Genomic DNA, 24,299 nt, shown 5'->3' with positions numbered 1-24,299 from the left:
TTGCGCTTCAGAAAAGCCCGGCATGCTTTAGCTTGTGGTAGATCTCATTTGCCAGTTGCTGATAGCCCGCCGCATTGAGATGGATCATATCCGATTTCAGTGACGCTGTAGATAACAGTTCGCTCAGTTCATCGTCCATCAAGAGGCTGTCGTGTTGATCTGCCAGCGCCTTGTACCAAGGGGCGGGATGCAGCCACAGCTGTTTTTGCGGCACTGAAATCAGCAATACGGGCACGGCCATGGCCTTTGCATCCAGCAACATCTGCTGCAGATTTTCACGGATCTGCACCCTTGGCACACCACGTAAAATGTCATTGCCCCCCTCCAGCAAAATCAGCACGTCAGGCTGCATCTCTTCCAGCAATAAGGGCAGCCGTTGGCGCCCCAGGGCGGTCACCTCTCCCGGCACGCCGGCATTAATCACTTCACAGCCGCACAATGTTGCCAGCCTCGCGGGATAATCTTCATTTTCCCCAGCGCCGTTACCGGCGGTGAGGCTGTCGCCAAAGGCCAGAATGCGGGCATCAGGCCCCAGATAGGGTAACGGTGGCCCGGAGCAGGCGCCAAGGGCAAACAGGCAGACGAGCAATAGTGCCATACGTGGCAACATAGGGGGCCTCCGCTGCAGCCATTGCCAATACACCATCATGGGCAGAAAAAACCGGGCAAGCAAGCCCGGTTTCACATTCATGAAGAAAAGCGGCTTAATCCGCCTTAAAAGCGATAGCTGATGCTGGCGCTTACGTTACGGCCATCCCCCACGTAATACCCATTGCCCCAGCTGCTGTAATAGCCTGAGCTGACATAGGTTTTGTCAAACAGGTTATCAATGCGCACACTGGCGAGCCAGGCATTGCGATGGTAGTTAACGGCCAGGTTCCCCAGCCAGTAGCTGTCGATACGCTCGCCTTCATTGGCATTATCGCCTTCCATGTAGCGGCTGCCCAGATACTGGGCTTCTGCATACAGCTGCCAGTTGTCAGTCACATCCACGCTGCTGAACAGGCGCCCGGAGTGTTTGGCCACCCAGGACAGGGCTTTGCCTTCATTGGCGCCCTCGGTAAATTCCGCATCCACATAGTGGTATTCGCTGCCCAGTTGCCACTGACTCAGCGGTTGCCAGTACCATGACAGGTCGGCACCGTAACGGCGGGATTCATCGGCATTCACATTGGCGCCGTTAAACATGCCGCCCACGGGCTTGGTGGCGCTCGTGTCGTATACGATTTCATCCTGCAGTGCCAAACGGTACAGATGAACCCCCAGTTGCTGCTTGGCCGGATGCCAGTCCCAGCCGGCTTCCACGGAATCGCCGGTTTGGGGTTTGAGTCCGAACACCCCGGGGGAGGTATAGGCCTGCTCATCCACCTTGGCGAAACGGAAATTCTGCTCTGCCCGCAGATACCAGCGCTGGGCATCGGTAGGGCGATAGTTAAGCCCCAGTGCCAGTGCGTGGGCGTTTTCATCCAGCACTGTGCCCCCCGGATAAACCGCAGCATCGCGCAATTCATCTTTTACCTTGGCATAACGGCCACCGGCCACATATTCCAGTGTGCGGGTCAGGGGCACAATGGCCTGGGCGTAGATGCTGGTCATGGTTTGGGTGTTGCTGCGATCGGTGCCGCTAAGGTCAAAATCCGCCTCGCCGCGATGCACATCGCCACCCAGCACCCATTTCAGGTCACCTTTGTCGGTCACATAGTTGCCAACGAATTTGGGATTGAACTCCAGCAATGAACGGCTATTCTGGCCATGGCTGCCATAGCTGATGCTGCTCACCAGTGTGTCGCTGTAGTTGATGTCGGCCACCATCTGCCAATGGCTGCCCAGCACCTGCTTGAGGTGTAGCCGCCAGGCATCGGTCATCTCATGGAGATAATCATCCGCTTGGAAAGCGGAAGCCTTGCGGGGGTTGCTGCGCAGGTCATCTTCGCTCAGGGCGCCGGGATTTTGCCGTTTGTTATCGTAGTAACTGCCTTCTACAAAAAACTCGCGCATGTCCGTCTGATATTGCAGGCGCCCCAATACCGAGCCGGTATGGTTGGCATTGTGATCGCGATAATTGTCGCTGCGGTTATAGGCCCCTGACAGGTAATAACGCCAGTTGTCACTGAGATTACCCCCAATATCCCCCTGCCCTTCAGCCCGGTTGAAACTGCCGGTGCCCAGAGTCAGATTGCCGCCTACGGCCTGAGGCGCCTTGGTGATGATGTTAATCACCCCGCCCACGGCCTGATCGCCATACAGCACCCCGGCGCTGCCGGACAGGATTTCTACCCGTTCAATTTGCTGCAGGGGAATGGCGCTGAGATTGGCGGCAGCAATGTCGGTGTTATTCAGACGGCGCCCATCCAGTAAAATCAAGGTGTTATTGGCCGCCTGACTACCACTGAATCCCCGCATGGCCAGGGTTGGCCCGGTGTTGCTGTCTGAAATCTGAATACCGCTGCGGCCCCGCAGCAGTTCAGCCAGCGAGGTGACGCCGGTTTGTTCGATTTGTGCCGCATCAATCACGGTGACATTGGCAGCAATGTCCAACGGCGTTTCTGCCTGACGGCCAATCACCACAATGGTCTCGTCAACCTGCTGGGGTTCGGCATGTGCCATATTGCTAAGCGCCGCAGCACACAGCACGGCCAGAGAAGAGAGTTTAAATCCCATTTCCTTAGACTCCTTAAGGGAACGGGGCAAAGTGCCACGGCAAGGCATGCGCCCACAACCGCATTTCGCGACATGCCCACCGAAATCAGCGAAATCCCTTCAGGGCCGGTCTCCGGACTTTGGTTATGCAGCATCACTGCGCAAGCAATGACTTTTTTAACGCTCGCGGTGGCCGCTAACGCGTCATGCTCTCACCATTTACCGTTGCGGGGGCAGTGCCGGAATTACGCCGGCTTCCCGATTATCCCGGGCACATTTGCCGGGCACCACAGAAGGTTGACTGGAATGATATTGTGTTTATACCGGCAGCGCCGGTGCGCGCATTATAGGCATCGGCGCGGCGAAATGTCTAACCGGATGGCCAACGCTTAAGCCCATGTGTGCCATAAAAAAAGGAGGCTTGGCCTCCTTTTGGAAAGTGCGTGTCCCTAGGCTTTGGGATTGCTGCCAAAACGGTTTTCGCTAGGCGTGCCATCCAGGCAATAAAACACCAGCAGCACAATCCAGCCCAGAACGGGAATAAAGCCCAGCAACTGCCACCAGCCAGAGCGATCCGTATCGTGCAGCCGACGTGCCGCCAAGGCAATGCTGGGCAATAGCAGTGCCAGCGAATAAAGCATCCCCACCCACTGGGTGCCCATCAGGTAATCAATACCGCTCACGATAATGGAAAAGATGAGGTAAAAGAGTATGAACATCCAGTACTCTTTGCGGCGGGCACGACCGGTAAAATCGGCGTAACGGCGAATGGGGTCTAAAAAGTAATTCATGGGTTGTCCCTTTGTCATCAACACCCCATTTTGGGGGCCACTTGCAAACAAAAAATAGCTTCAAACAGATAAGCGATTCAATCCGCGTTAATGCCTTATGCGGATAAATCACGCTGATTAATGTGCCTCATGCTCTTGATGCGCAGCACGTGCAGCCTTGAGTTTAGCGTCAAACTCTTTTTGCAGCTCGGTCATTCTGGGCAACAAGCTGCCCATTAACGATTGGGACACCTGCATGCTTTCCTGCATTACCTGGGGCATTTTGGCAACCATGGAACGGCCACTATCACTGGCGTAAAACGCGGCCATGTCGGCAATTTCCTTGTCGGTATAGTGTTTTACGTAGATTTCAATCAAGGGCTGCTTCATTTTGTCCCAGCTGAGCTCTTCCCGCATCACCTTGGTGTATTTATGGGCAAACTCTTCAAACAGGGGTTTTTCCTCTTCACTGATCTTAAGCTGCTGTTGCATGTTCAGCAGCATCTGCTCCATCTGTCCATACACGGAATTTAGCGTCGCATCCATGTTCATGCCCAGCAATAACTGCTCTACCTGAGCCCGGCGTGCCCCCTCATCCCCGGCCTGGGCCAAAGGTGCCAACACGAGTGACGTCCCTAATAACATCGCGATAAAACTTTTTTTCATTTGCATTGCGTTATTGCCTCCGTGGCATCATTTACTTTTTCGCAATCTAACACACTTTTGTTAACAGCGTCACATAATTGTTTGTGATATTTACCAATGAGTTACATCACTATTGGGTTGTACCGTGGTAAGGGTTCAGCACCAACCAGTAAAACCGAAAACCGCTAAGCACCAGCTGATTGGAAAAAATGGACGGCGGCTGGGCGCTCCATAAATCCTCCAGCATGGCTGGGTCCACGTATGCCCGCTGACGCAAAATATCCACATCGATGCGTTGCGGATCTGCCGACAGATTGGCAATCACCACCACCTTGTCGGAGGGATTGGCATAGTTGTAACGCACATAGCCAAATACCGCATCGTTATCCAGTTCCAGCAGCTCCCGGTTATTGAAATCGGCAAAGGCTTCGGTTTGCTTGCGCAGCCGGATAAGCCGCTGCATGTCACTGAAAATCAGCTGCTCGACAGTCCCCGGCTGATGCCGACGCTGCATGTTGCGCCAGTCCAGCGCCGGGCGGTGTAACCAGCGGCTGTCACTGGACTTGTCCGTATCACGCTCGTAGTTGTAGTCATTAAGGGTGCCCACTTCATCGCCATAGTACAGCAACGGAATGCCGCCGAATGACATGATCAGGCTATGCAGCAGGATGATGTGTTTGTGACTGTTGCGGATAAGTTGCTGATCGCCCGATTCGAGCCCTGCCTGCAGTCCCACCAGTGATGCCAGCGAGCCGGAAATCCGCGCATCGCCGGTTTTCTCGTTTTTGCCAAACGGCCGCCCTCTGGCAGAGCTGTTACTGAACTCCCCGGTAAAGTATTCCACCAGAAACCGGCGGTGCAGCGCCGGATCATAGCCCACCCGGGCAATGTCCCCGTCATCAAAGCCAAAGCCGATATCATCATGGCAGCGCAGATAGTTAAGCCAGGTGGCGCGCTCCAGTTTCATGGGCAGGTTTTTCAGCCCCTGATTTAACAATCTGGCATTTTTGGTGGCAACGGTTTCCCATAACAGGGCCATGAAAGTGGCGTTATAAGCGATGTCGCACTCTTTGGCCACCACCGCGTCCTCACCGAAATACTTGATGATTTCCGAAGGTGACACAATGGCCTCGGCAATGAACAGCAACCCCGGAGCCACCACCTGACAACAATCCTTGAACAGCTGCAACACTTTATGGGCTTCGGTTTCATTCTGACAGGCCGTGCCGATTTTTTTCCATAAAAATGCCACCGCATCCAGACGTAAAATGTCCACCCCGTGATTGGCCCAGTAAAGGATCACATCCAGCATTTCAATGAACACCTCGGGATTGGTGTAATTCAAATCCCACTGGTAACGGTGAAAGACGGTCATGACCCATTTTTGCGCCGCCTCGTTCCAGCTGAAATTGCCCGCATCCGTTTCCGGGAAAATTTCCGGCATGGTCTGCTCGAACATGTCAGGAATGGTGCGGTCGTCAAACATGTAAAAGTAGTTCTGGTAATGGGGGTCACCGGCCATGGCCTTTTGGGCCCAAAGATGCTCCTCTGAGGTGTGGTTGACCACAATATCCAGTGCTATCAGGGAATCTTGCCGATGCAGCCCCTCGATGATTTGCTGCAACTGCCGGTTGCTGCCAAGACGTGCATCCACTTTGCGAAAATTGCTGACCGCATAACCGCCGTCACTTTTTCCCAGCGGACATTCACAAATGGGCAGGATGTGTACCAGGTTAACGCCCAGTTCGGCAAAATAGTCCACCTTGTCAGCCAGATCACTGAGGTTATGGGCAAAGCCGTTGGCATAAAGTGCCATGCCCACCCAACGCTGGTGCAAAAACCAGTTGTGATCCGCCTCCCGCTGGCGATCCACCTGTTTCAGTGCTGTGCTGCGCTCGGTGTAATTGCGGGTCATCACCGCCACCAATCGCCCCAATTGCTGCTCAAAATCCCGGCGATTGCCATACAATCGCTGAAACAGCGCGTGGATGCCGTAAAAGTTCGCCCCAAGACGGCTGTAAAAAAAACGCAAATCCTTGGGTTCAATGGCAGGTTTCAGCTCATCCAGAATGCGGTTAAGCAGGCTATGAGAAACCTCTTCGTACATAATGTGGCCCCTCGCCAGGCGACTAAATCAGTCCCCAAAGGCATTTGAAATCACGGTAGATGGCCGGATTGTCTGACAGCGCTCCGGCTTGCCCCACAATGAATCCGGCAAATTGTTGCGCCCGCTCAAGGGTGGTGTGCCAGTCCCACTGGTGCAACATGCCCAGTAATAATATGGCGGTAAACGCATCGCCGGCGCCCACGGTGTCCACCACTTGCGTAGCCTGTGGCGGCAATGCCGGCATGACCAGCTCGCCGGTTTCATCCACCAGAAATGCCCCATCCGCCCCCAAGGTGACAACAAGATGGGTGATGTTGTGACTTAACCGGAAATAACCGGCGGCTTGCTCCAGCTCGCTGCGTTCGGCAAAGGGCAGTTGCACCCCGGCCAACTGTGCCAGCTCCTGCTGGTTGAGCTTGACGCAGTAAGCGCCGTGCAGCATGGGCAGCAGCCACTGGGCATCCCACCAGGGCGGACGTAAATTCACATCTATCAGGGTTTTCTGGCCTGCGAGGGCATGCAGGCTTTCCAGTGCCTCGCGGCTGGCAGGACAGCGTGCCGCCAGTGATCCGTGATAAAAGAAATGCTCACCGCTGACAGGCGGCAACTGTGCCTGGCAGATGTGATCGTAAGCGGCGTTCAGCACAATGTCGTAGCTGGGCTCCCCCTGCGCCAACGTGACCTGCACCATGCCGGTAGCATGGTGTTTGTCTTGCTGAATGAGTGCGGTGTCCATGCCCCATTGCTGCATTTGCTGCAAAACGTGCTGGCCCGGCGCGTCATCCCCCACGGCAGAAATCATCCGGGGTGAAGCGCCAAAAGCCTGCAGGTGCCAAGCCACATTAAAGGGCGCGCCGCCCAGCATGGGGTCACGCTCAGGAAAGCAGTCGTATAGCACTTCCCCGAAAACATATACGGGTAACAATTCATTCATCACATGATCCCTCTGCCAGCATCCGGGCTTTCAACCCGGGGAAAAAATGCAGCAACCCTTCCACAATACCTGCGCTGTAATTGCCGTTGAGTGCCAGTGCTGCCATCCCTTTGGCCAGATACAAACGCCCGTGGTTCCCCTGCTGATGGCTGCCGGCAAGCGCGCTTTTCACCACTGCCGGGGTGGCATTTTTCACCAGCACCGTGCGGTAAGGGCTTATGAGCACGTCCAGATCATTGCCGCTGTCGCCACTGAAAAACACCCGTGAAGCCGCCAACCCCAACTGCTGCACCAGAAAATCTATCGCCGGGCGCTTGCCGGCCCGGGCGGGCAAAATGTCCACCAGCCCCATATCGCGGGTTTCATCAATGCTGCTGACAATCTGCCATTGCAGCGCCAAGGTGGCCAAACGCCGGCGCAACAGGGCAATGTCGGCGTGCATGTTGCCAGAGGGCACACACTGGTAGCTGAGCTTGTAGGGTTGCTGTTGCGCCGCCGGCTGCAGTTGTAAATGGGGCAAGGCCCCCAACGCCTGAGCCAGGCGCTGACTGTTAAAATGCGGCCAGTCTGCCGCCATGTGCCGCTGCCATCCGGGCAGGGGGTGATAGCCGTTGGCCTCGCGCCGGTAAATCATGCTGCCCACGTCAGTCACCATGAAATCCGGCCAGGGCAGTTGGTACTGGCTAATGGCCTGCTGAACCAGCGACAAATTGCGACCGCTGACATAGGCCAACTGTATCCCGGGGGTTGCCACCACACGGGCAAAAAAAAGCCGGGCAAGCGGCGACTCGGGTTGCGGCCCGTTGGGGAGCAAGGTGCGATCCAAATCGGTACACAGCAATAATGCGTCCATCTTATTTTTTCACCCCGGCATCCGGCGTTTCATCCAGAAAATGGTAGTGCTCAATCGCCTCCAAAATGCCCCGCGCATTGGGCTGGGTGGCAAAAAACACATGTTGCCCGTCTGCCGGGGTTTCCAGCGCTTCATGACGACGGTTATGCACCACCACCGACAGCGTGTTGCCGGTGATCATGTCTTCATCGGTTCCCGCACCGGCGGCCACCAGCACCCGCTCCAGGGGAATGCCCCAAATTTGCGCCACATAGCGCAGCGCCAACCCTTTTGAGACCCGCGCCGGGGTGATATCCAGATTTTGTCCGGCAGAGACGAACACATTGACGCTTTGCTCTTCTTGCCGCAGCAACGACACGATTTTTTCTTTGGTCAAAACGCCTTGCTGCGCGGGACTGATATGATAGGAAAGTTTGAATTTACTCTGCTCGGAATCTTCCTGCATGGTCAGTCCGTCGATGCGCCGTAAAATGCGGCGCAGGGCTCTGGGGTTCCAGTCATGATCCACGTGATCTTCCCAGTCGGTACTGATTTCCAGCTCCCGGCCGTAATGGATTTGCGAGCCTAAACTGGAAATGAGGATATCGGGTTTGGGGATCCGGTATTTTTTCAGCAACTTGAGCACGGTATCAAGCCTTCTTGCCGTGGCAATGCCAAAGGCCACCTCTTTGCGCCGCTCCCGCAACAGCTGGCAAAACTCCTGCAATCCGGTAGGGTTGCTGAGCAGGGTTTTATCCAGATCAGACACGATGAGGCGATCGGCAAAACGCGAAGCCCGCATGATGGCCGGGGAAAACTGTTGGGGCTTATACGCTGCCACCAGCGGTTTTATCTGTTTCAGATAACTGCGGGCATGGGCATCCCAGGAATATTTCAGTGCCACATTCTTGATGCCGTTGGCCGAGAATTTGCGCCATAACTCGCCATCCAGCAGCAAGCGCTTCATGGCGTCGGTAAGGTCGCTGGCACTCAGAGGGTCCACCAACAGGCCGGCTTCACAGTTTTCCACAATATCCTGCGGCCCGCCGTTTTCAGTGGCAATGAAAGGCAAGCCGGTGGCGGCAGACTCCAACAGTGTCAAGCCAAAGGGTTCGGTAAGCGCCGGATTGATGAAAATCCCGCAGGCGCGGGCAGCCATGCGGTAAATGGCCGGCACCTCACCGGGCAGGTGTTTTTTCGGCAATGCCACCTTGCCGTAAAGATCATAATAATCCAGCAGTACCAGCAGCTCGGTCAGCACTTCCTGCGCGCCATCATCCATGGCACGAATATCATCCCGGTTGCCCGCCACAATGACCAGATTGGCCATGGCCTGCAGCTCGGGAGACTCGCCGTAAGCCTGCACCAAGGTGGCAATGTTTTTCCGGGGATCCGGCCGGGATAACGCCAGGATCATCGGTTTTTCCGGTTCATCCAGGAAGCGGCGAATGGCACTGGCCACCTGGGTTTGCGGCTCACCCAGTTGCGGTGGATGGAACATGCTCAAATCGGTGCCCGGCGCAATGACGCGCATGCTCTCAGGGCAATAGTAATCGTACAGTTCGTACTGGGATTCAATCTCTTGGCGGGTGCTGGTGATCACCAGATTGGCATTGGCCAATACCTGTTCTTCCGCCTCAATGCGGCGCCGTATGTTGTATTTGAGCTCCACTTCCGGCGAGGTCATGCCACCGGCCATCAGGCGTTTGCGCTTGTCCCGGCCAAGGGAGTGGCCGGTATGCACGAGCGGAATGCCGGAAAGGTGGCTCAACTGGGTGGCCACATACCCCGCATCGGCGTAGTGGCTGTGGATAAGGTCAGGCATACGCTGCTGTTGCTGAAAAAACTCCAGCAGGTTGTCGGCAAAGGTATCGAGGTATTCCCACAGTTTCTCTTTGGCAATGTACTGTCTGGGACCGCAATCAATGCGCACGATTTGCGCCCCGGCCTCTGCCAATGCTTCTTGGGGGGCCGCATAACAACGCTGCAGCTGCTCGTCCTCTATGCGGCGGGTGATCAAGTCCACCCGAGCGACACCAGGCTGTCTTGCCAGCGCATTGGCCAAGTCCACCACGTATTTGGTCTGGCCACCGGTGTCGGCATCACGCCCCAGTTCCAAATCCTGTCCCCGGATTAATCCATGGATGCTGATAAGCGCGATATAGAGACCATCTGCGGACGACTGCTTCAAATTTTGCTGCATGGTTATCCTCTCCGTAGGATTGGCCGGCGGTCATGGGCTACCCATTGGCCAACACCGGCAGCGGGGGGCGGCGCCAGCCATCGCCTTGATGCAAAAATCCCATCTGTTGCGCCCACCGGCATGATGCGCCAATGCGGTGCCAAACGGCCACGATGACCATTAAACCCTCATAAATTGCTGGTTTTTTACCCTAACATAAACGAAATGCAACACCAAATGAGCGGCACACTGCGCCTGGTGTGCCTAAGCAAACTTGGCGGCATTGACAACCCATCCAGCCATATGTGACTTTGATCACAAAACTAAAGGGTGTAAACTGTTGGAATTTAAAAACAACATGATTTGCCAGATCCCCTGACGCGTTAATCCCGTCGCCAAGACTCCAGCAAACCCTCTGCTCACCTTCGTGTTTTCTTAAAAAATAAGGCATCAACATGCCCCGCTACAACGTACAACAGCAAGAACGGCCCGGCGCATTCCGGCGCCACGTCATGTCTGCCACTCGGCAATGGCACATGGCATTCACACCGCGTCACCACGTATGCAGGCAGCTCACCGCCAGCATCGGCAATATGTTTTTGTGGCCGATTACGTCCGCAAACACGGTAAATTAGCGCCGTGACGTTACTGACTCCCCTTTTGTTGCTGACGGCACTGACGCATTTTTTCAGTTTCCCTCAGCCACTTCATCAGCGTGCAGATACGGCACGGCTGCTCCCGTTCTACCCTCTTTCTCTCCGTTTTACCCAAGCACTAAACGCCAACAAACGTTTACCTCCCTCGTTTGTTTTTCCCACCTTCATCTATGGCAAGTTGCTGATGGCACTTTACGTGCGGCTTGATATCAGCGCAGCGCTCGAACGTCTCAAATCACCACCGCTATAGCGTGGTAACAGCGACTTTGACCATATCAATTGCGACAGGCGATGCATGCTGTCGCGTCCATTACTGATAGGAGAACCCTTGTGTTAATTTGGTTAAGTGCAGGCATTTGCCTGGCACTTTTTGCGATTATTTTCATTTTATGGAAATGGGGCAATTTGCAGATGATCGGCGTAACGCCGGTAAAAACCTTAACTTTCATTGCGATTTTGTTTACGTCAGGGCTGGATGTGGGGCTTATCATGTTCCCGCTCACCGAGTTTAATCGCTATGCCACCCAACCCGATTACAGCTTTACCAATCCGTTGGCCATCGAGTTCGGGTTCTGGGGTTTCCTAATCTGGGCCTTTTATTTTTTAACCTGCTTTTACTTTTGCATCATTGAACCCAAGGTGAAGTTTTTTGAAATCCCGCTGGTCAAGCTTATCAACAACATTGTGATCATCGGCACCTGTGCCTTTACCGCTTTTTTGCTGCTAAAAAACCTGCCGTGGTATTTGCCGTCATTAGGGGATGGCGAAACCATAGCGCCGGTGTATTACTTGATTGTATTTGCCACCATTGCCTTTGCGGTGTACAGCAGCACCGAGCTGAAATACGTGCGCATTCTGAGCCTGTCATCCACCGGCCTGTTTCTGGCATTGATTGCTTTCATGTGGGGCAGCGCTTTTTTATGGGGCGACAGCAAAATCAGTGAATATTTTGCCGAAGCCTCGCTGATTGAAGGGTACTTTGAAAACATTCAGCATTTTCTTTTTCCAATCAACGATTACCATGCGGTTTATCTTTTCTGGTGGTTTTCCTGGAGCATCATGATTGGCCAGTTTACCGCCCGCTTTGCCGGTGGCTTGAAAACCTGGCAGCTGTTGTGTGCCATGCTGGTATTTCCATCCATCCCCATTGCGCTGTGGTTTGGCGTGCTGTGGCATTACCACCAGGCCAACATTGCCACTACGGGCATCCATAACATCCTGATGGTGGTGGTGGGCATCACCTTTGTGATTAACTCCCTGGACTCGCTGATCCGCTTGTATACCGACAACCTGAAGCTGTCTTGCCGGCGTTTGGGCAGTACCCGGTATTTTGTGCTGAACCTGTTCAGCCTATGTGCCCTGACCCTATTTTTTAAAATCAACTTCATTCAAATTCAATGGGTTGGCTCAATCGTGATTGCCCTGTTCTATTGCTGTCTGGGCTATATCCTGTACAAGAAATTCAAGCCCGTGTGCAACATTGTGAGTTCACCGCTGGAAAATGAACTGAACTTTGACAAGTTCAATCTCAGCCATTAATCCTGTTGCCACAAACATAAACGGCTTTTTTTGCGCATCGGTAGCGGAGCTCATGGCGGTCACTACCGATGCGGTAAAAAAGCCCGTGTGTCAGGCACGGCATTAATTACCGTTCACAAACGGCGTCAGCTCCGTCACGATGCGGCTGTTGGCCGCCGTGGCGATGCCCAACGCGCGTCCCATGTCCACCACGGCGCCGCTCAGCCAGGGTAATTCCAACCGGTGCCCACGCTCCAGATCGGTTTTCATGGATGAAGGCATGTTCGCTGGCAAGGTGTCGGTAAAGGCCAGCAGTTTTTCGGCAAAGTTGTCCCGTAGCTTGATCCCCTTGGCACGGGCCACCGCGACTACCTCTTCCATGGTTTGCAGTAACAAGCGGCGTTTTTCAGCATCATTGCGAATGGGGCCGATGGTGGTGCGAAACAGCGAGGTGTTGCCGGAAAGCCCCACCAGAAATACAAATTTTTCCCAGATAAGACGAGTTATGTCATCGCTCAGCTCATGCTCAATTCCGGCCTGCTGGCAAGCATCACGGAATTTTTCCGCCCGGGGGGAGATATGGCCGTCATATTCACCAAAGGCCAGTTTCTGCAAACTGCCGCCATGATGGATGACACCGGGCGAGGCAATGGATGCTGCAATGTAGCTCACGCCCCCCATCACGTTGGCCGCGGGCAAATATTCCCGCAAGATATCGTCTTTCTGCACGCTGTTTTGCAGCGACAATACCCCCACATCCCCAGATACCACAGGCTGCAACTGGGCGGCCACCCCGGCGGTATCCCACAGTTTCACCGCCACGATGAAAAGCGTCGCATCCGCGGCCTTGGCCACACTGTCCACCGCCTTGACCTGCGGCAGGTAAAGGGCGCCCAACGGGCTGTTCACCTGTAATCCCTGTTGCTGCATTGCCTGTAAATGGGCACCACGGGCAACAAAGGTCACATCACATCCGGCCGCGGCCAGCCTGGCACCAAAATATCCGCCGACGCCACCGGCGCCAATGACTGTGATTTTCATGGGGGTTCCTTATTAAGCAAAGAGGGTGAATCACCGTATCAGCCCTTCACTTTATCACCTGTTTTAGGGCCAGGCCATAAAGCCCACCCGCCTTACATGTTTACGCCATAAAGCAATTTGTTTTACCTAACCAAAATCATGAGTGATTAATTTTTAAAAATACCAATAACAAGAGAAAAATATGCCAATTATTTACGGTTTTATCAGTAAAATGACAAAGTTATTCTCTGCGCTTGCGCTTATCTTGAAAGCCATCACCACTGACAGGCAATGGCAACATGCGTAAAAAACTCTGGACACTGTTTATTGACACCGTAAAAGCTGAAGTGATCCCGGCGCTGGGATGCACCGAACCGGTTTCTGTGGGGCTGGCGGCCGCCATCGCCCGGGACACATTACAACAACTGCCAGAGGCCATTGAGGTGGAGGTATCCCCCAACCTGCTGAAAAACGCCATGGGGGTAAAGGTGCCCGGCACCAATATGTCGGGGCTGGCCATAGCCGCTGCCACAGGTGCCATTGCCGGAGATGCCAACGCCGGGCTGCAGGTGTTTCACCCGCTGCAGGCAGCCCATGTGCAGCAGGCATGCGCATTGATTGATAACGGCCAGGTAAAAATCGCCGTGGCGGATACCCAACAGCCACTACTGGCCAAAGTCACCCTGCGGGCCAAGGGCCGTTGGGTTCGAGTGACCATTGCCGATGAACACACCAAGGTGGTGGCGCTGGAAGAAAACGGCATTACCCGCCTTTTGCCAGCCGCTGCGCCGCATGATGCACCATCACAAGGCCCACTTTCCCCGTTGCCCGCAACCACCTCGGTGCAGGAGATTTATGAATTTGCCACTACCGTGCCGCTGGCACGGCTGGCGTTTATCGAACAGGCCAAACAGCTTAATGACGCACTGGCACAAGCGGGGCTTAATCACCCATACGGCCTCCAAATTGGGGCGACTTTGCAACGCAATGTGGCGCGCGGACTTATCAGCGGCGGCTTGCTCACCGACGTGATAAGCCGCTCCGCTGCGGCATCTGACGCCCGCATGGGCGGTGCCATGTTACCAGCCATGAGCAACTCGGGCTCCGGCAATCAAGGCATTGCGGCCACCATGCCGGTAGTGGTGGCTGCCGAATACCTTAACGCCTCCCGCGAGCAGTTATTGCGGGCGCTAATGCTGTCGCACCTGCTGGCCATTTACATCAAGCAGCAGCAACACAAGCTGTCGGCACTGTGCGCCGTTACCACCGCAGCCATGGGGGCAGCCGCCGCCATTACCTACCTTTTGGGGGGCAGTGGCCGGCAAGTGGGTTATGCCATTAGCAGCATGGTGGGCGATGTGGCAGGGGTGATTTGTGATGGTGCCAAAAACGCCTGCGCCATGAAAGTTTCCTCCGCCGCCGGCGCTGCCGTAAAGGCCGCGTTGCTGGCCATTGAAAATATTCATGTTACCGGTGAGGAAGGCATTGTGGCCAACGATGCGGAAAGCTCCATTCGCAACCTGTCGGCGCTGGCCAACGATGCCATGCGCCATACGGATGAGCAGATTCTCAATATCATGGTGCAAAAAAAGCGTTGATGCCTACAACGGCATGGCGGTGGTGTACTTGAGCGACTCCATGGCAAATGTGGAGGTGACATTGGAAAGCCCGGCAATGGAGTTGACCAGTTTTTTATAAAAACTATCAAAGCTTTGCATGTCGGCTACCAGCACTTTCATCATGTAATCGTACTCACCTGCCATGCGGTAAAATTCCATCACCTCCGGATATTCACTTACCGCCTGCACAAAGCGCACATACCATTCGTGGGAATGATCGTTGATTTTCACCATCACGAAAGCCGTCAGCTCCAACCCGACATTTTCCGGATTCAGCAGCACTACCCGCTTGTTGATGACGCCGGCGTCCTCCAGCCGTTTCAGGCGTTTCCAGCATGGCGTGGTGGTTAGGTTCACCGCCTCCGCCAGCGCATTGAGCGACAAGGTGGCATCCTGCTGCAATAATCTCAGCAAGGTTTTATCGGTTTTATCCAGCTCCATGGCATGGTTTCTCACAAGTTACGATAACATGACAACAACATAGCAAAAATTACTGGAATTAAAGCAAAATATTATCCATACAAGCCATAAAGGGAATTTTTTTATAGGCATGGATTTTCCCTCTTGAAAATACATGCAAAAAATCTCATATAGAGAATGTATCACCAACGGATTTTGAGGGGATCATGACTCAGACAACAAGCATTCAACTGGTTTGCCCGCACTGCGGCGCCATCAATCGCATTCCTGACAGCAAAATGACGGCCAGGCCATTATGTGGCAAATGCCACCAGGCATTGATGAATGACCATCCCATACAGGCCAACGACACCAACTTTCAGCGGCTGATTGAGAAAAACACCCTGCCGGTAATCGTGGACTTTTGGGCCCCCTGGTGTGGCCCCTGCCGCCAATTTGCCCCTGTTTTCAGTGAGGTGGCATCAACACTTGGCACCCGGGCAGTCTTTATCAAACTGGATACCCAGGAAAATCAGCTCACGGCCAGCCGCCTGCAAATCCGCTCCATTCCCACACTGGCGGTATTTCGTCAGGGGCAGGAAGTGGCGCGCATCTCCGGCGCGTTACCCAAAGGGCAATTCATCCAGTGGTTGCAGCAATATCTGTAATCGCCTGCCAGACAGCATGAATCATCACCAACGGCACCGGCACACAGGTGCCGTGTTGTCCGCTCGTTACACCGGGTACTGCCCCGTGCCAGTATTAATCACGGCTTTTATTGACAAATTGGGGTAATGAAACTAGATTCGCCACCTGTAAAAGGACTTTTCACTCGCACAGGGCCATGAGCAGATGCTGGATACGCTATTGATGACGTTAGGGACACGCCCGATGAAAGGGATGATGCAATCCATGGCCCGCTCAAGATTACTCAGCGCCATGGTGCTGACAGGCATGGCATTGACGGCATGCTCCCTCCTGTTTCTGTACCACTTGACACCACACCCTTAACACAAGGCTTATGGCCGCCTGAGCACCCGTTATCCCTCGCGACGGGAAATGTCGCACCTTACCAAATAGTGTCACTTTTTTATGGATGAAAATCAGCAAACACTTGAGCAACTGCTTCTGGAAAACCGACGCTTGCGACGGGAAAATGCCCGACTGGAAGAGAAACTTAATGCTGCACTTGATGGCACCGGATTATGTTTGTGGGAACAGCATGTGCCCACCGGCAAACTGACCATTTTCAATATGGAATGGGGCCAGATGCTGGGATTCAACCCCCAAGAGCTTGATGCCAGCGTTGATATCTGGAAAAGCAAATTACACCCGGATGACGCCCAACAGGTCATTACCGCACTGGAAGATCACTTAAGCGGCAAAACCAGCTCCTATGAAGTGGTGCACCGCATGCTGCACAAAAACGGCAGCCACAGCTGGGTATGCGACAGAGGGCGCGTGGTGGAGTTTGACGCTCACGGCAAGCCGCTGCGAATGATGGGCACCCATGTGGACATCACCCAGGAAAAACGCTATGAACTGGAACTGGCGCAGCTGGCCAGTAGCGACCCGCTTACCGGCTTACTCAACCGCACCAAGCTTGAACAAGAGTTCGCGGCCCTCAATCAATGCCGGCAAGCCGCCGCCGTTATCTTTATCGATTTGGATGATTTTAAAGCCATCAATGACAAGTTTGGACACCGCACCGGCGATAAACTCCTCATCAAAGTGGCCTCTTGGCTTAAACAGCTAGCACCGGCTAATGCAGCCGTAGCCCGTATTGGCGGTGATGAATTCGTGCTGCTATTGCCACAGGCATGCCGCAACACCCTGCTGGACTTCACGGAAGTCCTGCTGGCACGGGCCAAAACGCCCATTGCTGTTGAGCAGGGCGCCGCACACATTGGCTTTAGCATTGGCGTATGCCAGTTCACCACCCCGTTCAACGATTTTGATGCCCTCTACAATCTGGCAGATCAGGCCATGTACCAAATCAAGAAAAACGGCAAGCACGGCGTGGCTTTCATGCAGGCCAATTGATAAAAGCATCACCGCAGGGAACCATAAGTCGTGCACTTACTATCTGAATTCGGGCCCCTAAAATGATAAAAAATTACCACTAAAAATATTCTATACCTACCAAAAACACCATGGCACCACCGACCAAAACAGCAGGCTTCGCAGCGGCAGTGCGTATAATAATTTACGGGGTTCACGTAGCCATATGGCCCGTTTTGGCAACATCAACCGATGAGGATCAAATATCATTAAAAAATGCAAAAAACGCTGAAAAGCCGGATGCAAAAACATGTATTTTGCATAGGATGAATAGAGGGTAAAAAGGCCAAATACGCCCAAGATTTCCGTCAATGCAATAAATTCAAGCGCCATAGGGAACCATGTCGGCCCACTTAGCAGTAACAATCCACATAACAGCCATTTTTTCTTGCTCACAATATATCCTTATATTGTTATCACTACCAATATTCTTGATAACCTACGAAGATTTTTATTAATGAATAACTCCCTATTCAAAAATCAATCCAGTCACCTGAAAATGCTAACATAAAAACACAACAAACATCATACATTATGGTTTTCTGATTAGCATTTCTATCGATTATTGCTGACAAAACCTAATAGAGTTTTTATTAGCAGCATTATTACCAGCCCATATTATATTTAAGACCTGGTTCAAATGAAAATCTTGGTTCAATTACAACTAACTCTTCAACACCAATTTTCTTACCCAAACGGACAGTATATGTCTTAGGAGATTCAACATCTTTCTCTGACAATCTGCTAGCTGCATTTATTAACTCTTCATTTTTTACCCAGTCACTAACCTGACTTGGTGAAATATTTAAAGAAACATACCAAGCACCACTAAGGGTAGAAGGTATATTTGCATCTTCTTTTTCTACTTTTACAGAGTTAATTTTATAGCTATCTGTGTAACAAAAACCATTCATAGATGGGTCATATGCTTCCTTTCCTAAAGCCGTAAGTGTATAACTGTCATCTGTCTTTTCAAGAAGCCCCGCATTAACAAAAATCTTAATGATGTTTTGATTGTTTTTTATATATCTCAGATTTATAGGTATTTCTTTAAACAGAACTGAAGATGCACAGCCCTTTTTCTCTGTATATATTGTCAATGCATTTTTTATTTCTTCCTCAGAAGGCTGATCTTTACTACAACCAGTGAGAACAAGTACACACGCTGTCACAATACCAACTTTTCTCATTATATTGTTACTCCTTTTTGTATTTCTAACGCTCATAACGCAATGGCACAGTTTTCCATGTCTGTTGCCGTAGCTTGTTTTGTAAGTAACAAATTACGTAGGAAGATGGGCTATTTGACTTCCTTGTATCTGAACTCTCCATATTCCGCCGACATCGTGAATATTTGCTCTTCACCCGGGGCTGACTGGCGGTAGCTGCGTGCAAACTCGCTTCACCTGCAACGCTTCAAGCGTACCTGAAAAATCCAATTTCGCCAGACGGATTTGTGATCTCAAAATAAGCCGTAATAATACACAGAAATTTATCTATACCCTATTGAAATAAAATAATAAAAAACATTAATGCGTATGTGTATTTACCACATTAAACCAGTAAAAACATGCATTACTAACCGACCGTGTTACAAAGAAGTTATCAGATTTACTTCAAATACACCACCTAGAAAAACGCAAAGCATTTTTGCAGTCTTGCTTGATATCAGCAAACGTCAAATAACGCTATGTAAACAAACGTAATTAAAGGGTTGTTAACAAGCCATGAAAAAGCGAACCCATGGGTTCGCTTTTTCAAATGAGGCAGGAGAATGCTCAGTTAATCCTCATTCTTGAGAGCATGGAATGAAGTTGGTTAACATGCCCTCTATAATTTCAGGAATTCTGAATAAAATGCAACAATAGAAGTTGGTTAATTTTGACCATTTCTGCAATTTTACATAAGGTGAATTAATTAATCGGAGTTGGTTAACGTTCTTAGCTATCTAGCTTTGAGACAGCCATTTCAAGATTTGATAGCAAAACGTTCAAACATCCTTTTCGTCGTCCTTTTGATTCTCTGTCATGCATGGCTTTTACTACCACTTTTAGATAATGCATAATCTCCAACTCATCTGACAAAAAATCTTTGATATTTGAAGCTTTATATCTATTATTTAAGAAATCATTAAAGAGCAAAACATCTTCATTAGCCCAAGAACTAATGCAACCTTCTATTTCATTAGAAGAGAATTGATTAAAAAATGGTTCATATCTATATTTTTTGAATACAATAAGATCGACATTCTTCCATCCAAGCCTCATCTGCTCTAGGAGACTAAAAACCTCTTCTTTCTCCGAATTTTTCTTAGTTTTTTCCAAATACTCTAAAAATTTAGGATAAACTAAATTATCTTTCTCATCAATTCTATATGATATATACCTATCACTAGAATCATTATAAAAGACTTTTGACTGAACCAATTCATCAAATCCGTCCTCAATATTCTTATATGAGTCAGCTAGATATCCTTTAGATTGTAAGTAATGATAATAATAAGCTCTTTCAAACCATTGCCTTACCGGAACTTCAACATCATTAAAAATATAATCACTCAAGCAGTTAACATAGGTAGTAAATTCCTCATCTTTGATTTCAAAGTAATTGTTATACATAAGAATATCAATGGGTGAGTCCCTTTTTACCAATCTGCCAAAGTAACTGTCGTCAGGCTCCCAAAAATCACCACCTGCACAGAAACTCACAAGCTTTTCTGACAAGAAATGTCCAACATTAATTAATTCATCATATTGCTCAACCTTTGATGAATCATCCCTAGGCATTGGATATTCCCGCGTTGAAAACTTGATTATTTTTTGTTCATCAAAGCCTTTATTATAATGAAAATGAGATACTGTAATAATAGCCTCACAAATTTTAATCATGCTTTTATCCAAATCAATGTTTTCAATATTTTTTAGGATTCCATGCAACTGATCAATTTTTTTTGAACATCGCTTAAGTATTCTTAAATTACTTACCCCTAAGCTTATAATTGTTTTTGTTATATGCTCTCTGTAGATATCCATCCAATGATAACCAGAGAAAGAAATATCTATCAAATCCTCAGAGCTTTTCTTGAGCTTAACTGTTCCACTAAACGCTTTTTCTTTTAAATCACTATTTATATTTGTCTCTTTTATATTGATAACAAATATAAACTTAAGATTCCCAGTAATGGCTAACTGAAGGGCTTCACCAACAATAAGATCAGGCAGCCCATTAACATTTACTCTATCTAAGTCATCGATAATAATAAATCTATCTCCAAGCCTAGACATTAGAGAATCCTTAAAAATTCCTGTCGCATTTCCAAGTAAAGAAGAGATCAATCCTCCATTTTCACCGCCAAAATTCTTTAGTAAAGTTCCTGCTATCTCTCCTATAGATTTCCCGTCTTCAGAGCTGACCCCTTTTTTTACATAACATGCCGAAAGGAGCCTATCCCTAAAGTCAGAAACATCAGAAAGACCGGTAACGGATAGATAAGTTGTTTTGTGATTTAGTGATTTTATATCTGGAATTACAATATTATTGATAAAATGTGTTTTCCCCACTCCCCATGCTCCATCGAGCATTACGAGCTTAGGAAATGCATCATCAGATAGTAGCGCTAAAATATGCTTAGTTACCTCATTGATTTCTCTTTCTTCCATATTTTCACTCCTTGAAATATTCCTATTAAAAAATGACGAAAATAAACGCATGTTAAGAACCACTCTATTAAACATTTCATTAAAAATACGTTTTTTTTCTTTTGTTATCAATAGGTAATAAGGCAGAGCAGTGGTTAGTCAAGCAGTAAATCAATGATTATTAGAAGTAAAAATCAGATTATTTTTTAGGTGCATAAAAAAAGCGAATCATCAGATTCGCCCTTTTAAATGAGGTTAAGGTAGTCAATTAACCAACTTAATTGAAATAACCATCTTCATTAAATCGTTAACCAACTTCATTCCATGCCCTCAATTCTTGTCCCCATCACTCATATTCCGACATGGGAACGCAGGCGCAGAACAGGTTACGGTCGCCGTATACATCGTCGATGCGGTTCACGGTGGGCCAGAACTTGTTGGCCTTGACGTCATCGCTAGGGAACACGGCCTGTTCACGGCTGTAAGGCCGTGCGTCAAATGCCGGATCCATGATGTCGGCCATGGTGTGAGGCGCGTTATGCAGCGGGTTGTTGTCTGCAGGCCATTCACCGGCTTCCACTTTGGCAATCTCTTCACGAATGGCAATCATGGCATCAATAAAGCGGTCAAGCTCCGCTTTGGACTCGGACTCGGTGGGTTCCACCATCAATGTACCGGCCACCGGGAAACTCATGGTGGGGGCGTGGAAACCATAGTCGTTCAAGCGTTTGGCAATATCCAGTTCGGTCACGCCGGAGCTTTCTTTTAACGGCCGCAGGTCAATCAGGCATTCGTGGGCAATCAGGCCATTACGCCCCCGATACAATACCGGGTAGTGACCACTGAGTTGCCTGGCCACATAGTTGGCGTTAAGCATGGCATTTTGGGTGGACTCTCGCAGCCCTTTGGCACCCAGCAGTTTGATATACATCCAGCTGATGGGCAAAATGCTGGCGCTGCCGTAAGGGGCGGATGACAAGGCGCCGTTATCGTCGCTGGCTTTGCCGGGTTTTATCAGGGTGTGGCCAGACACAAAGGGCGCCAGATGGGCTTTTACGCCAATGGGCCCCATGCCGGGGCCGCCACCGCCGTGGGGGATGGCAAAGGTTTTATGCAGGTTAAGGTGCGATACGTCACCACCAATAAAGCCAGGGGTGGTCACGCCCACTTGAGCGTTCATGTTGGCGCCATCAAGATATACCTGCCCGCCATGCTGATGTATCACGCGGCAAATCTCTTCCACGTGTTCTTCATAAACGCCGTGGGTAGAGGGATAAGTGATCATTACGCAAGCCAGATTGTCGGCCATTTCGGCCGCTTTGGCGCGTAAATCCTGCAGATCCACGTTGCCTTGCTTATCACAGGCCACCACCACGATTTTCATCCCGGCCATGTGAGCAGAGGCGGGGTTGGTACCGTGAGCAGACTGGGGGATCAGGCAGATGTTGCGGTGGCTGTCGCCACGGGACTGATGGTATCGGCGAATGGCCAACAGGCCGGCGTATTCCCCTTGGGCGCCGGAGTTGGGCTGCAGGCACATGGCATCGTATCCGGTGATTTCCGCCAGCCATTGTGACAGTTCATCAAACAGCTGGGCATACCCCTGCGCCTGTTCCAGCGGACAAAACGGATGCAACTCGGCAAATTCCGGCCAGGTAATGGGCAGCATTTCCGTGGTCGCGTTCAGCTTCATGGTGCAGGACCCCAGTGAAATCATCGAGTGATTCAGCGCCAAGTCCTTGCTTTCCAGCCGCTTGATATACCGCAGCATGTCAGTTTCGCTGTGATAGCGATTAAATGTGGGGTGAGTGAGGATGGCATCGTCACGCAGCAGCGCGGCGGGAATCGACTCGCTGCCATTGCTCACGATGGCGGCATCGAGCGTGGCCACGTCCAACCCATGGCCGCTGCCCAGAATGATGTCAAACAGGGCGGCCAAGTCTTCACGGGTGGTCACTTCATCAAGGCTCACGCCCAAGGTGCCGGCAGCATCAATGCGCAGGTTGGTTTCTGCGGCCAGCGCCCGTGCCAGCAAGGCATCCCGATTGCTCACCTTGAAGGTAAGGGTGTCAAACCAGCTGTTGTTGACCAGCTCCACGCCTTTGGCTGCCAGCCCCATGGCCAGAATGTCGGTGAGGCGATGGATGCGCTCGGCAATGGTTTTCAGCCCCTTGGGGCCGTGGTATACCGCATAAAACGAGGCCATGTTGGCCAGCAAGATTTGGGCGGTACAGATGTTGGAGTTGGCCTTGTCGCGGCGGATATGCTGCTCGCGGGTTTGCATGGCCAGACGCAAGGCACTGTTGCCCCGGGTATCTTTGGACACGCCGATAATCCGGCCGGGCATGGAGCGTTTGTATTGATCCCGTGTGGCAAAAAAGGCGGCATGAGGGCCACCGTACCCCATGGGCACGCCAAAGCGCTGGCTGCTGCCCAGCACCACATCGGCGCCCAGGCTGCCGGGGGATTTGAGCAATACTAGCGACATGATGTCGGCGGCAACCACCACAATCGCTTTTTTGTCGTGCAGGCTGGCGTACAACTGGCGCTGATCGTTCAGCTCGCCATTGGTGCTGCCGTACTGAAACAGCGCTCCGAACAGCTCATGGTTGGTGGCTTCTGCCGCAGGGCCCACCACGACCTCAAACCCGAAGCATTCAGCGCGGGTTTTTACCACATCCAGCGTTTGCGGAAAGACGTCATCTGCCACAAAGAAGATATTGGCCTGTTTGGCCTTGGATACCCGCTTGGCCAATGCCATGGCTTCGGCAGCGGCGGTGCCTTCATCCAGCAAGGAGGCGGAGGCCAGCTCCAGCCCGCATAAATCAATGGTCAGTTGCTGGAAGTTAAGCACGGCTTCCAGGCGGCCTTGGGCAATTTCAGGCTGATAAGGCGTGTAAGCGGTATACCAGCCGGGATTTTCCAGCACGTTGCGCTGGATAACCGTGGGCACTTGCGTGCCGTAATAGCCCATGCCGATATAGCTTTTGAAGATTTTGTTCTTGCTGGCAACGTTTTTCAGGTAGGCCAGGCCTTCGGCTTCGCCACAGGGTTCACCTACGGCCAAGTCCCGGTTCAGACGAATGGTTTCCGGTACAATCTGGGCGGTAAGATCATCAAGAGAGTCGGCCCCGAGGGTTTGCAGCATCTGCTGTTGTTGCTGTGTATCGGAACCGATGTGGCGTCGCAGGAAAAGTTCACGCTGCTCTAACTGTGTGAGGGTTTGCTGGGTCATGATTAACATTGTTTCCATGTTCGCCGGTATGCTGCCGTAGGGT

The 24,299-nt window shown here is 51.3% G+C and carries 19 protein-coding genes and 1 riboswitch; of the genes, 5 read left to right on the top strand and 14 right to left on the bottom strand.

The window, feature by feature from the left end; translation table 11 throughout:
- Positions 1-7: 7 nt before the first annotated feature.
- The 8 genes from ACIDEJ_RS04155 to ACIDEJ_RS04120 all read right to left on the bottom strand — a co-directional run bounded on the left by ACIDEJ_RS04155 (position 8) and on the right by ACIDEJ_RS04120 (position 10,131).
- Positions 8-610 (bottom strand): GDSL-type esterase/lipase family protein, encoded by a 603-nt coding sequence (locus ACIDEJ_RS04155; RefSeq protein ID WP_411986833.1) that lies wholly within the window; start codon positions 608-610, stop codon positions 8-10.
- A gap of 104 nt (positions 611-714) precedes the next feature.
- Positions 715-2,661 carry a TonB-dependent receptor family protein gene (locus tag ACIDEJ_RS04150; RefSeq protein ID WP_411986832.1) on the bottom strand — a complete coding sequence of 649 codons (1,947 nt, stop codon included), beginning with the start codon at positions 2,659-2,661 and terminating at the stop codon, positions 715-717.
- A gap of 86 nt (positions 2,662-2,747) precedes the next feature.
- Positions 2,748-2,947: riboswitch (cobalamin riboswitch) on the bottom strand.
- A gap of 142 nt (positions 2,948-3,089) precedes the next feature.
- Positions 3,090-3,431, bottom strand: a complete 342-nt coding sequence (locus tag ACIDEJ_RS04145) for a DUF805 domain-containing protein (protein ID WP_411986831.1) — start codon at positions 3,429-3,431, stop codon at positions 3,090-3,092.
- Between the two features lie 117 nt (positions 3,432-3,548).
- A complete protein-coding gene (locus ACIDEJ_RS04140; protein ID WP_411986830.1) occupies positions 3,549-4,034 on the bottom strand; it encodes a DUF2059 domain-containing protein in 486 nt (161 codons plus the stop codon).
- A gap of 151 nt (positions 4,035-4,185) precedes the next feature.
- Positions 4,186-6,162 (bottom strand): amylosucrase, encoded by a 1,977-nt coding sequence (locus ACIDEJ_RS04135; protein WP_411986829.1) that lies wholly within the window; start codon positions 6,160-6,162, stop codon positions 4,186-4,188.
- A 22-nt stretch (positions 6,163-6,184) separates the two neighbouring features.
- Positions 6,185-7,096, bottom strand: a complete 912-nt coding sequence (locus ACIDEJ_RS04130; protein WP_411986828.1) for a carbohydrate kinase family protein — start codon at positions 7,094-7,096, stop codon at positions 6,185-6,187.
- Entirely contained in the window at positions 7,089-7,949 is an 861-nt protein-coding gene (locus tag ACIDEJ_RS04125) for an HAD family hydrolase (protein WP_411986827.1), read from the bottom strand. The genes ACIDEJ_RS04130 and ACIDEJ_RS04125 overlap by 8 nt, the downstream gene beginning before the upstream one ends.
- A gap of 1 nt (position 7,950) precedes the next feature.
- Positions 7,951-10,131, bottom strand: coding sequence for an HAD-IIB family hydrolase (locus ACIDEJ_RS04120; protein WP_411986826.1), 2,181 nt, complete (start codon positions 10,129-10,131; stop codon positions 7,951-7,953).
- A 618-nt stretch (positions 10,132-10,749) separates the two neighbouring features.
- Here ACIDEJ_RS04120 and ACIDEJ_RS04115 point away from each other — a divergent pair.
- Positions 10,750-11,016, top strand: a complete 267-nt coding sequence (locus tag ACIDEJ_RS04115) for a hypothetical protein (protein ID WP_411986825.1) — start codon at positions 10,750-10,752, stop codon at positions 11,014-11,016.
- An 80-nt stretch (positions 11,017-11,096) separates the two neighbouring features.
- Positions 11,097-12,305 (top strand): BCCT family transporter, encoded by a 1,209-nt coding sequence (locus ACIDEJ_RS04110; protein WP_411986824.1) that lies wholly within the window; start codon positions 11,097-11,099, stop codon positions 12,303-12,305.
- Positions 12,306-12,407: 102 nt separating this feature from the next.
- On the opposite strand, the gene ACIDEJ_RS04105 is transcribed toward ACIDEJ_RS04110, so the two are convergent.
- Positions 12,408-13,325: a ketopantoate reductase family protein gene (locus tag ACIDEJ_RS04105; protein ID WP_411986823.1), complete on the bottom strand. Its 918-nt coding sequence runs from the start codon at positions 13,323-13,325 to the stop codon at positions 12,408-12,410.
- A 278-nt stretch (positions 13,326-13,603) separates the two neighbouring features.
- On the opposite strand from ACIDEJ_RS04105, the gene ACIDEJ_RS04100 reads away from it, so the two are divergent.
- The gene (locus tag ACIDEJ_RS04100) at positions 13,604-14,902 is read left to right on the top strand and encodes an L-cysteine desulfidase family protein (RefSeq protein ID WP_411986822.1); all 1,299 of its coding nucleotides are present in this window, start codon (positions 13,604-13,606) and stop codon (positions 14,900-14,902) included.
- A gap of 3 nt (positions 14,903-14,905) precedes the next feature.
- Here the strand turns inward: ACIDEJ_RS04100 and ACIDEJ_RS04095 are convergent, their stop codons facing one another.
- Entirely contained in the window at positions 14,906-15,364 is a 459-nt protein-coding gene (locus ACIDEJ_RS04095; RefSeq protein ID WP_411986821.1) for an Lrp/AsnC family transcriptional regulator, read from the bottom strand.
- Between the two features lie 185 nt (positions 15,365-15,549).
- Here ACIDEJ_RS04095 and trxC point away from each other — a divergent pair, with 185 nt between their 5' ends.
- Positions 15,550-15,990, top strand: a complete 441-nt coding sequence (trxC, locus tag ACIDEJ_RS04090) for a thioredoxin TrxC (RefSeq protein ID WP_411986820.1) — start codon at positions 15,550-15,552, stop codon at positions 15,988-15,990.
- Between the two features lie 424 nt (positions 15,991-16,414).
- Positions 16,415-17,365 (top strand): sensor domain-containing diguanylate cyclase, encoded by a 951-nt coding sequence (locus ACIDEJ_RS04085; protein WP_411986819.1) that lies wholly within the window; start codon positions 16,415-16,417, stop codon positions 17,363-17,365.
- A gap of 96 nt (positions 17,366-17,461) precedes the next feature.
- Here ACIDEJ_RS04085 and ACIDEJ_RS04080 read toward each other — a convergent pair whose 3' ends face one another.
- The 4 genes from ACIDEJ_RS04080 to gcvP all read right to left on the bottom strand — a co-directional run bounded on the left by ACIDEJ_RS04080 (position 17,462) and on the right by gcvP (position 24,256).
- Positions 17,462-17,779 carry a hypothetical protein gene (locus ACIDEJ_RS04080; protein ID WP_411986818.1) on the bottom strand — a complete coding sequence of 106 codons (318 nt, stop codon included), beginning with the start codon at positions 17,777-17,779 and terminating at the stop codon, positions 17,462-17,464.
- A 209-nt stretch (positions 17,780-17,988) separates the two neighbouring features.
- Entirely contained in the window at positions 17,989-18,573 is a 585-nt protein-coding gene (locus tag ACIDEJ_RS04075) for a hypothetical protein (protein ID WP_411986817.1), read from the bottom strand.
- Between the two features lie 750 nt (positions 18,574-19,323).
- Entirely contained in the window at positions 19,324-21,042 is a 1,719-nt protein-coding gene (locus tag ACIDEJ_RS04070) for a P-loop NTPase fold protein (protein ID WP_411986816.1), read from the bottom strand.
- 325 nt (positions 21,043-21,367) lie between these two features.
- Positions 21,368-24,256 carry an aminomethyl-transferring glycine dehydrogenase gene (gene gcvP, locus ACIDEJ_RS04065; protein ID WP_411986865.1) on the bottom strand — a complete coding sequence of 963 codons (2,889 nt, stop codon included), beginning with the start codon at positions 24,254-24,256 and terminating at the stop codon, positions 21,368-21,370.
- Positions 24,257-24,299 lie beyond the last annotated feature (43 nt).

The organism is Shewanella mytili, assembly GCF_046765975.1.
In the GTDB taxonomy this organism is placed as follows: Bacteria; Pseudomonadota; Gammaproteobacteria; order Enterobacterales; family Shewanellaceae; genus Shewanella; species Shewanella mytili.
Note: the sequence above shows the minus strand (reverse complement) of the source record. Positions and strands in the feature narration are given on the sequence as shown.